The 288-nt window shown below is 67.7% G+C and carries 1 protein-coding gene; it reads left to right on the forward strand.

Annotated features, from left to right (window positions below; all coding sequences use genetic code 11):
- The coding region (locus IG54_RS0137410; protein ID WP_030795767.1) for a carboxyl transferase domain-containing protein at positions 1-288 on the forward strand (288 nt) is incomplete at both ends.

Raw genomic sequence — 288 nt, forward strand, 5'->3', positions numbered from 1 at the left:
GCCACGAAGATCCACAAGATCATGGACATGGCCATCGCCGCGGGTGCTCCGCTGGTCTCGCTGAACGACGGCGCGGGGGCCCGCATCCAGGAAGGCGTCACGGCGCTCGCGGGCTATGGCGGGATCTTCCAGCGCAACACCAAGGCCTCGGGTGTCATCCCGCAGATCAGTGTGATGCTGGGCCCGTGTGCGGGCGGCGCGGCCTATTCGCCCGCGCTCACGGACTTCGTGTTCATGGTCCGTGAGACCTCGCAGATGTTCATCACCGGGCCCGACGTGGTCCGCGCG

The sequence above is a fragment of the Streptomyces sp. NRRL S-920 genome, from assembly GCF_000717945.1.
Taxonomy (GTDB): Bacteria; Actinomycetota; Actinomycetes; order Streptomycetales; family Streptomycetaceae; genus Streptomyces; species Streptomyces alboniger.